The organism is Streptomyces sp. UH6 (genome assembly GCF_013421635.1).
Lineage (GTDB): Bacteria > Actinomycetota > Actinomycetes > Streptomycetales > Streptomycetaceae > Streptomyces > Streptomyces abyssomicinicus.
The window spans coordinates 1-10,217 of the sequence record NZ_JACADT010000109.1; the positions used below are offsets into that span (position 1 = coordinate 1).

Consider the following 10,217-nt stretch of genomic DNA (forward strand, 5'->3'; position numbering starts at 1 on the left):
AGGCCGCCTGCCACCCCACCCGCTGCCCCACCAGGGTCCCGGCGGGCACGCCCAGCGACAGCGCCACCGGGATGCCGGTCATCGTGACGGCGATGGCCCGCCCTTCCAGCCCGGGCGGGGCGATGCCGCGCGCGTACCCGGCGAGGATCGCCCAGGCGAGCCCGGCGGCGATCCCCGCGAGGAACCGGGCGGCCAGGAGCACGGCGTAGCCGGGCGCGGCGAAGGTGAGGGTGTTGGCGACGAGGAAGACCGTCATGGCGGCGAGCAGCAGGGGCTTGCGCGGGACGGAGGCGGTGGCGGCCGCCAGCGGGACGGCGGTCAGCGCGGTGCCGGCCGCGTAGACGGTCACCGCCTGCCCGGCGGCGCCGGGGCTCACGCCCATCGTGGAGGAGATCTCCGGCAGGACCCCGGCGGGCAGCGTCTCGGTCAGGCTGGTGATGAAGACGGCGGTTCCCAGCGCCAGCAGCGCGGACCGTGGCAGGGCGTCCCGTCGGGCACCCCGGGAAGGTGTCGTGGTGGTCATGGGAGGAATCCTGGAACCCTCACATTGATGTGACGGTCAAGCGGTGACGTGGCTAGGCTGGCGGGATGCGCATCGGTGAACTGTCGCGGCTAACCGGGGCGTCGCGCCGGCTGCTGCGCTACTACGAGGAGCAGGGCCTGATCGTCCCGGAGCGGGGCGTCAACGGATACCGGGAGTACGACGACCGGTACGTGGACCGGGTCAGGCAGATCCGCGGTCTGCTGGCGTCCGGGCTGCCGACCCGCATCATCAAGCAGATACTGCCGTGCCTGGACAAGCCCCGGTCGATCCATTTCCCGGACGCCACGCCGGAGATGCTGGCGTTGCTGACGGGTGAGCGGGACAGGCTCAGCGAGCGGATCGACGTGCTGATCCGCAACCGCGACGCGATGAGCGAGTATCTGGCGGAGGTGGAGAAGCACCGGGCCCTGCCCCGCCCGTCGTCCGGGCCGGTCGAGGGCTGAGTCTCGCAGCAGGGGCATGAGGTCGTGGATGACGCGTTCGCCGTCCTCGGAGTGCACCGCCGGCCGCAACCGCGGCCCCGCAGAGGCCGGTTCCGTCGCGCCACCGGGCCCGTTCGTGCGCGAGCCGGTCCGCCGTGCCCACGAAGACGCCGGTGTCGGACGCCCACGGCCCGCCGGCGGTCTCGTGCAGCAGCGCGAGCCGGTCCTGTGCGTGCCGCTCGGTGTCCTCCCCCGGCACGACCACGACGTCCGCGTAGGCCCGGGTCGCTCCGGCGTCCGGGGTGAGGGCCTCGATCCGGCGGAGCGTCTCCAGCAGCTCCGGCAGGGGGTGTTCGGCGGTCGGCGTGACGAACACCCGGTCGGCCACGGCGGCGGCGAGCCGGTACGGCTCGAGTGCGTGGCGGGCCAGGACGGCCGCCGGCGGCGGGTCCGCGACCGGCACCGTCAGCGGACCGGCGGCCGTGTGGCCCGGCTCGCCCTCCGGCGTCACCGGACGGCTGCTCCCGGGCTGCCGGAAGGCGTCACCTCCGCCCGGGGCCTCCGCCGGGGAACGTGGCCCACAGGCGAAACCGGCCGCGCTCGGACCGGGCTCGCTCCTGGGTGCGCTCCGTGACGGTTTCTCGACGCCTTGCCCCTGACGCGTACGTCAGGGGTTAGCGTCGGCGCGCCGATCACGGCCGGCCGTGGCTCGCCACGGCCCCCGCCTCCCCGTCCCTGGAGTTCTCATGGCCGCCGCTCCGCCCTCCGGCACCCGCGCGATCCAGCTCGCCGTCACCCCGAAGGGGCTGCCCGGGCCGGAACACTTCGACGTCGTCACCCGGCCCCTCGGCGCTCCCGGCCCCGGACAGGTGGTCGTGCGCAACCGGCACTTCCTCGTCTTCCCGGGCCTGGGGACCCTCATCGGCGGGCAGGTCGAGGGTGTTCCGCTGCCGCCCGTCCACGCCGGTGACCTGATGTTCGGTCCCGCCGTCGGCGAGGTCGTCGCCGTGGGCGCGGGCAGCCCCTTCCGGCCGGGGGACCTCGTCACCCACCTGCTCGGCTGGCGCGAGTACGCCCTGCTCGAGGCGGACCGGTGCGGTCCCGTCGGTGACGTGCTGCCTTCCCCGGTGGCCCACCTCTCGTCGGGTGCGGCGGCCTACGGCGCGCTCACCCGGCTCGCCGAACTCCGGTCCGGTGACACGGTGTTCGTCACCGGTGCGGCGGGCGGGGTGGGAACCCTGGCGGGTCCCGTCGCGCGGCTGCTGGGGGCCGGCAGGGTCGTCGGCAGCACCCGGTCCCCCGCCAAGGCCGACCGGCTGGTCGCCGAGCTGGGCTACGACGCGGTCGTGGTGCCGGGAGCCCCGGGCGGCACCCTCGGCGAACAACTGGGCGAGGCCGCTCCCGAGGGCATCGACGTCGTGGTGGACACCGTGGGCGGGGAGCAGCTGACGGCCGCCCTCGCGGCAGCCCGCCGGGGCGCCCGGTTCGCGCTGGTCGGCGCGTTGTCCGGGCAGTTGTCCCCCGACACCAGGGGCGGCAGCGCGCCGGTCGGCATCGACACGTACCGGGTCGTCACCCACGGCATCTCGCTGCGCGGCTACAGCGGCACGGACCACCCGGATGTGGCGGACGAGTGGACGACCCGCTTCGGGGCCTGGCTGCGCGCCGGCGACCTCACGTTCCCGCATGTGACGGTTCCGGGCATCGAACGGGCCCCGCGGGCGTTGTCGGAACTGTTCGAGGGGCGGCACTTCGGCACGGTCGTGGTGGAGCTGCCGCACGGGTGACGGATCGCCCTCGCCCCGTACGGGCCAGGGCACAGGACGAGACGAGGTCGGTATGCGGATCGGAGACGCGGCGGCGGCCGCCGGAACCACTCCCCGGGCCCTGCGGTTCTACGAGGAGTGCGGTCTGCTGCCGCCTCCGCCGCGCTCCCCCGCCGGTCAGCGCCGGTACGGGCCCGACGAGGTGGTCCGGGTCCGCGTCATCCGCGGGCTGCTGGCCCTCGGCCTCACCGTGGAGGACCTGCGCGGCATCTCCGACCGGATCCAGCTCCTGACGGACGAGCCCGGGCGTCGTTGTGCGGGCGCCGACGCGGCGTCTCCCGCCTCCGTCGTGGTGGACCGGCGGCTGGCGGTGATCGACGCCGAGATCGACCGCCTGAGCCGGCTGCGCGAGCGCCTCGCGGAACACACGGGCCGGGCGTAGCCCTCCGGGCCGCCTGCCGTGCCCCCTCGGGCGCGGCAGGCGGCCCACCCGCTTCCGGCCCCTCGCCGGCCTATCGGCGCCGACACCCGCAGCACACCGGGAACGGGACCGTGGCCCCCGAGGCGGGCGGGGTGATGACGCGGAGGCGGCGGTGAGGGAGTGTCAGCGGGGCGCGGCCGAGGGGCCGGGGAGGGTGTCGGGGTGGGCGAGGCCCAGGTGTTCGCGGAGGGTGGTGCCCTCGTACTCGGTGCGGAAGACGCCGCGTTCCTGCAGCAGCGGGACCACCGTGTCGGCGAAGACGTCCAGGCCGCCGGGGACCAGGTGCGGGACCAGGATGAACCCGTCGGCGGCGTCCGCCTGGACGAACTCGTCGAGCGTGCGGGCGACGGTGGCCGGGGAGCCGACGAAGGACTGCCGGTTGCCGGTGTGGATGACCAGGTCCCGGATGGACCACTTGTTGGCCTCGGCCAGCTCCCGCCACGCGCGGGCGGTGGCCACCGGGTCGCGGTACATCCGCACCTGGGCCCGCCCGCGGGCCATGGTGTGCTCGCCGACGACGGGGTCGACCTCCGGCAGCGGGCCGTCCGGGTCGTATCCGGACAGGTCCCGGTTCCAGACGAACTCCAGGTGGCGCAGCGCGGTGGCACCGCTGACCTGCTGGCGGCGCACCTCCTGGGCGCGTTCGTCGGCCTCCTCGTCGGTGTCGGCGACCACGAAGGTGGCGGACGGGAGGATCAGCAGCTGGCCGGGGGTCCGTCCGTACCCGGCGAGGCGCCGTTTGACGTCGGCGTAGAACGCCTTGCCCTCCTCAAGGGTGCCGTGGCGGCTGAAGATGGCGTCGGCGGAGGAGGCGGCGAACTCGCGCCCCTCCTCGGAGTCCCCCGCCTGGAAGATCACCGGGCGGCCCTGGGGGCTGCGGGGGACGTCGAACCGTCCCCGGATGTCGAACTCCTCGCCCCGGTGGACGAAGGCGCCCGCGTCGGCGTCCCGCAGGAACCGGCCGGTCGTCCGGTCCGCCACGATCTCGTCGCCGCGCCAGGAGTCGAAGAGTTCGGTGGCGGTGGCGAGGAACTCCTTCGCGCGGGCGTACCGGCGGGACTCCGGCAGGAAGCCGCCGCGGCGGAAGTTCTCGCCGGTGAAGGCGTCCCAGGAGGTGACCACGTTCCAGGCCGCGCGTCCCTCGGTGAGGTGGTCCAGGCTCGCGAACTGCCGCGCCACCTCGTAGGGCTCGTTGAAGGTGGAGTTGATGGTGCCGGTCAGGCCGATCCGGTCGGTGACGGCGGCCAGCGCGGACAGCACGGTGAAGGTGTCCGGCCGGCCGACGACGTCCAGGTCGTAGATCTCCCCCGCGTGCTCGCGCAGGCGCAGGCCCTCGGCGAGGAACAGGAAGTCGAACTTGGCGCGTTCGGCCGTGCGTGCGAGGTGGACGAAGGAGCTGAAGTCGATCTGGCTTCCCGACGCCGGGTCGCTCCAGACGGTCGTGTTGTTGACGCCGGGGAAGTGTGCGGCGAGGTGGATCTGCTTGCGGGCGGTGCCGGCCCGGCCGTTCGCGGTCATGGCGGTCCGTCTCCTTCCGGTCAGGCGGTGGACGCGTAGCGGCTGGCGGGGCGGGTGAGGCCGAGCAGCCCGCGCAGGGTGTCGGACTCGTAGGCGCGGCGGAAGACGTTCCGGCCGCGGAGTTCGGGGACGAGGCCGCGGGTGATCGCGCGCAGGTCGTGGGCGGCGACGGCGGGGCGCAGCCGGAAGCCGGTGAGGCCGCCCTCGCGCCAGTGCAGCAGCAGGTCGGCGAGCTGGGCGGGGGTGCCGGTGAAGATCTCCGCGTCCGAGGTGTACTCCTCCCCCGCCAGGTCGTCGAGCCGGTCGCGGCGGGCGGCCGCCCGGGCCGGGGTCTCGTCGAGGAACACCACGAGGTCGCCGAAGACGTGCAGGGGTTCGCCCTCGCGTCCGGCGGCCGCCTGTTCGGCGCGGATCTCCTCGGTGACGGCGCGGGCGTCGTCCACGTCGTGCGGGGTGACGAACCCGATGTCGGCGGCGCGGGCGACCAGCCGGTACGGAACGGTCGCGTGGGCGAGCGCGGTCACCAGGGGCTGGCCCTGCGGGGGCCGTGGGGTGATCGAGGGCCCCTTGACGTCGAAGTGCCGTCCCCGGAAGTCGATGTAGTGCACCTTGTCCCGGTCGATGAAGCGGCCGGTGCCGACGTCGCGGATCTCCGCGTCGTCCTCCCAGCTGTCCCAGAGCCGGCGCACCACCTCGACGTGGTCGGCGGCCTCGTCGAAGAGTTCCGCGACGACGGCCGCGGAGGCGGGGCCGCCCGGGTCGGACAGGTCGACGGGCGGGATGACGCGGCGGCCGAAGTGCGCCGCCTCGTCGGACCGGACGGACACCTTGACGCGGACACCCGCCCGGCCGGTGCTCACATGGTCGAGGGTGGCGATCGCCTTGGAGATGTGGAACGGCTCAGTGTGCGTGGTCACCACGGTGGGGACCAGCCCTATGTGGCGGGTCAGTGGTGCCACGCGGGCGGCGGTCAGCACCGCGTCGAGCCGGCCGCGGACCCGGTCGGTGCGGTCGTCGCTGCGGAGCGGGTGGGAGGACTGCGGGGCGAGCCCGTCCTCGAGGGTGACGAGGTCGAGCAGGCCGCGCTCGGCCTCGGTGATCAGGTCCGCCCAGTAGCGGGCGGTGGTCAGTTCGCGGGGCCGGGACTCCGGCTCCCGCCAGGCGGCGGGATGCCAGCCCGCGCCGTCCAGGGCGACGGCGAGGTGCAGGGGCGCCGGCGGGGACGCGGAACTGGCGGACGACGAGGGCATGGCGGAACCTTCCTGACGTGCGTGCGGGCCGGTCGTGCCTGGTGTGCTTGACGTGCCTGACATGCCGGACGGGCTCACGCAGTGGCGGGCGGGGGCTACTGGTTGGTCTTCGGCAGGCCGGGGGGATTGATCTCCGACTTCTCCAGCGCCTCGCCGGACAGCCCCCACCGCTTCAGCACCTGTGCGTACGTCCCGTTGCGGATGATCTCCTCCAGCGCGGCGTGGAGGGACTCCACCAGACCGTTGTCCTTCCTGGTGGTCGCGGCGATGAGGCCCTGCAGGGTGGCGCCGCCGCCGGAGTAGGTGCCGACGATCTCGGTCCGGCCGGCCGAGGCGACGTGGTAGGAGGCGGTGGGGCTCGGGCCGAGCCAGAGTTCGATCCGGCCGGACTCCAGGGCCAGGTAGGTGTCGGCCTGTGCCTTGTAGTACTTGATGTCGACCGGTTCGAGGCCCGCCTTCTCGGCCTGCTCGCTCCACTCGACCAGGATCTTCTCCTGGTTGGTGCCGGTGTCGACGGCGACCGTGCGCCCGGCCACGTCGCGGAAGTCCCGGACCTTCAGGCCGCTGCCCTTCCTGGCTTCGAAGGCGAGGTCGTCCTTGCGGTAGCTGGCGAAGTCGTACTTCTCCTTGCGCTCCTCGGTGACGGTGATGTTGCTGAAGCCTGCGTCGTACTTGCCGCTGTCCAGGCCGACGAAGATGTTCTCCCAGGACACGGCCGTGTACTCGGGCCTCAGCCCGAGGACGCCGGCGACCAGGTGGGCGATGTCGATCTCGACGCCGATCCGGGTCTTGTCGTCGGTGGCGTAGAAGCCGAGCGGTGCGGAGCTGTCGGCGGAGCCGACGATGCGCAGCGTCCCGCGGGAGCGGATCTCCCCGGGCACCAGGGCGGCCGCCGCGTCGACCTTCGGGGTGGTGATCCGTTTCCGGTCGGGAGAGTTGTCGATCTCGGTGGTGCCGGACCTCTCGGGGTCCCGGACCTCGGTGGTGTCCCCGTCGGTGGGGTTGGCGCAGGCGGCGAGCGCGGCGCCGGTGACGAGGGAGGCGATGAGGGCGCGGCGGCTGATGGGTGCCATGGCGGGCGGGACTCCTCGGGGCGAATGCGGGGCGGGGACGGGACGGGGTCGGCGGAGCGGGGACGGTCAGAGCACCTTGGACAGGAAGGCGCGGGTGCGTTCGTGGCGGGGACGCTCGAGGACCTCGGAGGGCGGTCCCTGCTCGACGACGACGCCGTGGTCCATGAACACCACGCGGTCGGCGACCTCGCGGGCGAAGCCGATCTCATGGGTGACCACCACCATGGTGGTGCCGGTGCGGGCGAGGTCCTTGATGACGTCGAGGACCTCCCCGACCAGTTCGGGGTCGAGCGCGGAGGTGGGCTCGTCGAAGAGGAGCACCTTCGGCTCCAGGGCCAGGGCGCGCGCGATGGCCACCCGTTGCTGCTGGCCTCCGGAGAGCTGGCGGGGGTAGGCGTCCGCCCGGTCGGCCAGGCCCACCCGGGCGAGGAGCCGTCCGGCGGTGGCCATGGCCTCCTTGCGCGGCCTGCGCAGCGCGGAGACCGGCGCCTCGATCAGGTTCTCGACGACGGTGAGGTGTGGGAAGAGGTTGAAGCTCTGGAACACGAACCCGATGCGGGTGCGCTGCCGCAGGACGTCCTTCTCCTTCAGCTCGTACAGCTTGCCGCCGCGGCGGCGGTGGCCGACGAGTTCGCCGTCGACGCTGATCCAGCCCTGGTCGACCTTCTCGAGGTGGTTGATGGTGCGCAGCAGGGTGGACTTGCCGGAGCCGGAGGGGCCGAGGACGACGGTCACCTCTCCGGCCCGGACCGAGAGGTCCACGCCCCGCAGCACCTCCAGCGGACCGAAGCTCTTGCGGACGCCGCGGACGTCCAGCATCACCCGGTCCGTCCCTTCGGCCGCCGGCACCGGGGCCGTCGCGCCGTCGCTCATCGGCTGCCTCCGGTGCGTCCGTGCGGGGTGCGGGTGTCCGGGCCGGCCCCGGCGGCCCGCAGGTTCCGTGCCAGTCGGCGGGCCCGCTGCAGCGGGGTGGGGGGAGGTTCGCGGTCGGCGCGGGCGAAGCGGCGTTCCAGGTAGTACTGGCCGACGCTGAGGACCGAGGTCAGGAAGACGTACCAGGCGGTGGCCACCATCAGCAGCGGGATCACCCTGCCGTTGCGGCCGTAGACCACCTGCACCTGGTAGAAGAGTTCGCCGATCGCCATCACGTAGACGACCGAGGTGCCTTTGAGCAGGCCGACGATCTCGTTGCCGGCGGTGGGCAGGATGGCCCGCATGGCCTGCGGCAGCACGATGCGCCGCGCCTGCCGCGCCCGGGGGATGCCCAGCGCCGCGGCGGCCTCCAGCTGGCCGCCGTCGACGGCCAGGATTCCTCCCCGCACGATCTCGGCCGCGTAGGCCGCCTGGTGCAGGGACAGGCCGATGAGCGCGGCGCCCATGGTGCCGATCAGGCTGTTGCTGTCCACCGACCAGACCACCGGGCCGAACGGGACGCCGACGCCCAGCTCCCGGTAGAGGGCGCCGAGGTTGAACCAGAAGACCAGCTGCACGATCATCGGGATCGACCGGAAGATCCACACGTAGGTCCAGGCCACCGTGCGCAGCACCGGGCTGCGGGACAGCCGCATGAAGGCCAGCACCGTCCCCAGCAGGAAGCCCAGTACCGTGGCGAAGGCGACCAGTTGGAGGGTGACGCCGACGGCCTCCACGATGGTCTCGGACAGGACGTAGGACAGGAACACGTCCCACTCCCACACCGGATTGGTCAGCAGTCCGTGGGCGAACTGCGCGCACACCACCAGCACCGCCAGGACCGCCGCCCAGCGCCAGGGGTGGCGGGCGGGGACGACGGTGAGTCCGGCGAGGGGGTCGGCGGGCGGCGGGACCTCGGGGCCGCCGCCCGCCGCGGGGGCGCGGCGGGGCGCGGAGTCGGTGGTGAATCCCATGGGTCGCGTTCCGATCGGTGTGGGAGCGGGGTCGGCGGGGGTCGTTCAGCGGTGCTCGTGCGGGTCGGCGCGGGATTCCCCGACGGTGGTGCCCGGCGGCAGGTGCTTCTCGAAGGTGAGCAGGCCCACGTCCTCCGGGTGGGCCTCGGTGTCGAAGAGCGGCGTGTAACCGGTGGCGAGGTAGAGGGCGCGCGCCTCCGGCTGGCGGGGGCCTGTGGTGAGGACGATCCGCCGGTAGCCGAGCAGTCCGGCCTCCCGCTCCAGTGCGGCCACGACCCGCCGGGCCAGGCCGCGCCGCCGGTGGACGGAGTGCGTCCAGATGCGCTTGAGTTCGGCGGTCACGGCGTCGTACCTGCGGAAAGCCCCGCCGGCCACCGTCTCGCCGTCCTGGAGGAGCAGGATCAGCAGCCCGTCGCGTCCGGGGGCGAACTCCTCGTCCGGGTGACGGCCGAGCTCCTCGCCGGCGTCGCCGCCGTAGCGGCCGGAGTACTCCGCACGCAGTTCCTCGAGCAGGGGCCGCACCCGCGGGTCGGACACCGGGACCCGGACGAGGGTCAGCTTCCGCGCCACGGGCAGTGGCGGGTCCTGGGATGTGGTGGACATACGGACATACCTCTCTCAGCACCTGGACGGAAGCGGCCAGCACCTGGACGGGGCCACCGGCTCCCGGTCGGGAGCGACGGCGGTACGCGGAGGACGCCGCCCGCGAGGGCAGGCGAAGGGGAATGCGTGACGACGGAAGGCCGGGACGGGCAGTGGGTGTCCGGCTCACACCCGCGGAAACGGACGGCGGAACCGCCGTCCGGTCAGGGGTGCGACAAGGAGATCTCGGCCCGCGACGGGGTCACCGAGGGAGGGATCGGGCCGCTCCGGACGGCCTGCGACTGCCCGGTCAGCAGGGGCGACACGAGGCGGACCACACCCGACCGAAGTCGATGTGGCCGCGCGTGACGAGGCGCTGCTGCCGGGAGTTCATGCCGCCCATTGAGCACCACCCGGGGCGGTTCGTCAACAAGCGCTCTGTGCGGCCGAGTTGTTGACACCCGTCCGGGACACCGGCGTACGGTGGGCGCACCGGCCGTGTTGAGGGACACGCCGGGCGTGACGACACCCGTCCACGGGCGCGCATCCATCCGCCGCCCCGGACGCTCTCCGACGCCCCGTGAACTCCCTCCCGGAGGACCTCGATGGCCGCCCCGACCGGTACCGCCCCCTCGCCCCCCGCCGCACCCGCCCGCCCGCGTCCGTCCGGTGAACCGCCCGCGACACCGCTGCCG

10 protein-coding genes are annotated in these 10,217 nt (G+C 73.6%); 3 read left to right on the forward strand and 7 right to left on the reverse strand.

Annotation, left to right across the window (positions count from 1 at the left end; all coding sequences use genetic code 11):
* Positions 1 to 523 (reverse strand): MFS transporter (locus tag HW445_RS09055; RefSeq protein ID WP_180220510.1); only part of this gene is annotated, 523 nt, incomplete at its 3' end.
* Positions 524 to 588: 65 nt separating this feature from the next.
* Between HW445_RS09055 and HW445_RS09060 the strand changes: the two genes are divergently transcribed.
* The 3 genes from HW445_RS09060 (at position 589) to HW445_RS09070 (ending at position 3,174) form a co-directional block, all read left to right on the forward strand.
* The gene (locus tag HW445_RS09060) at positions 589 to 987 is read left to right on the forward strand and encodes a MerR family transcriptional regulator (RefSeq protein WP_180220511.1); all 399 of its coding nucleotides are present in this window, start codon (positions 589 to 591) and stop codon (positions 985 to 987) included.
* A gap of 725 nt (positions 988 to 1,712) precedes the next feature.
* Entirely contained in the window at positions 1,713 to 2,753 is a 1,041-nt protein-coding gene (locus HW445_RS09065) for an NADP-dependent oxidoreductase (RefSeq protein WP_180220512.1), read from the forward strand.
* 52 nt (positions 2,754 to 2,805) lie between these two features.
* Positions 2,806 to 3,174 (forward strand): MerR family transcriptional regulator, encoded by a 369-nt coding sequence (locus HW445_RS09070; protein ID WP_180220513.1) that lies wholly within the window; start codon positions 2,806 to 2,808, stop codon positions 3,172 to 3,174.
* A 162-nt stretch (positions 3,175 to 3,336) separates the two neighbouring features.
* Here HW445_RS09070 and HW445_RS09075 read toward each other — a convergent pair whose 3' ends face one another.
* The 6 genes from HW445_RS09075 to HW445_RS09100 form a co-directional block, all read right to left on the reverse strand.
* A complete protein-coding gene (locus HW445_RS09075; RefSeq protein ID WP_180220514.1) occupies positions 3,337 to 4,731 on the reverse strand; it encodes an NtaA/DmoA family FMN-dependent monooxygenase in 1,395 nt (464 codons plus the stop codon).
* A gap of 20 nt (positions 4,732 to 4,751) precedes the next feature.
* A complete protein-coding gene (locus HW445_RS09080; RefSeq protein WP_180220515.1) occupies positions 4,752 to 5,981 on the reverse strand; it encodes an LLM class flavin-dependent oxidoreductase in 1,230 nt (409 codons plus the stop codon).
* Between the two features lie 95 nt (positions 5,982 to 6,076).
* Positions 6,077 to 7,054: an ABC transporter substrate-binding protein gene (locus HW445_RS09085; protein ID WP_180220516.1), complete on the reverse strand. Its 978-nt coding sequence runs from the start codon at positions 7,052 to 7,054 to the stop codon at positions 6,077 to 6,079.
* Between the two features lie 66 nt (positions 7,055 to 7,120).
* Positions 7,121 to 7,873, reverse strand: coding sequence for an amino acid ABC transporter ATP-binding protein (locus HW445_RS09090; RefSeq protein ID WP_180220519.1), 753 nt, complete (start codon positions 7,871 to 7,873; stop codon positions 7,121 to 7,123).
* A gap of 50 nt (positions 7,874 to 7,923) precedes the next feature.
* Positions 7,924 to 8,940, reverse strand: a complete 1,017-nt coding sequence (locus HW445_RS09095) for an amino acid ABC transporter permease (RefSeq protein WP_180220517.1) — start codon at positions 8,938 to 8,940, stop codon at positions 7,924 to 7,926.
* Positions 8,941 to 8,985: 45 nt separating this feature from the next.
* A complete protein-coding gene (locus tag HW445_RS09100) occupies positions 8,986 to 9,543 on the reverse strand; it encodes a GNAT family N-acetyltransferase (RefSeq protein WP_180220518.1) in 558 nt (185 codons plus the stop codon).
* Positions 9,544 to 10,217 lie beyond the last annotated feature (674 nt).

What these genes read in the sequence shown, in the direction of transcription:
- HW445_RS09075 (WP_180220514.1), bottom strand. Translation starts at nt 4,731, where the DNA reads ATGACCGCGAACGGCCGGGCCGGCACCGCCCGCAAGCAGATCCACCTC.
- HW445_RS09085 (WP_180220516.1), bottom strand. Translation starts at nt 7,054, where the DNA reads ATGGCACCCATCAGCCGCCGCGCCCTCATCGCCTCCCTCGTCACCGGC.
- HW445_RS09100 (WP_180220518.1), bottom strand. Translation starts at nt 9,543, where the DNA reads ATGTCCACCACATCCCAGGACCCGCCACTGCCCGTGGCGCGGAAGCTG.
- HW445_RS09060 (WP_180220511.1), top strand. Translation starts at nt 589, where the DNA reads ATGCGCATCGGTGAACTGTCGCGGCTAACCGGGGCGTCGCGCCGGCTG.
- HW445_RS09080 (WP_180220515.1), bottom strand. Translation starts at nt 5,981, where the DNA reads ATGCCCTCGTCGTCCGCCAGTTCCGCGTCCCCGCCGGCGCCCCTGCAC.
- HW445_RS09095 (WP_180220517.1), bottom strand. Translation starts at nt 8,940, where the DNA reads ATGGGATTCACCACCGACTCCGCGCCCCGCCGCGCCCCCGCGGCGGGC.
- HW445_RS09070 (WP_180220513.1), top strand. Translation starts at nt 2,806, where the DNA reads ATGCGGATCGGAGACGCGGCGGCGGCCGCCGGAACCACTCCCCGGGCC.
- HW445_RS09065 (WP_180220512.1), top strand. Translation starts at nt 1,713, where the DNA reads ATGGCCGCCGCTCCGCCCTCCGGCACCCGCGCGATCCAGCTCGCCGTC.
- HW445_RS09090 (WP_180220519.1), bottom strand. Translation starts at nt 7,873, where the DNA reads ATGCTGGACGTCCGCGGCGTCCGCAAGAGCTTCGGTCCGCTGGAGGTG.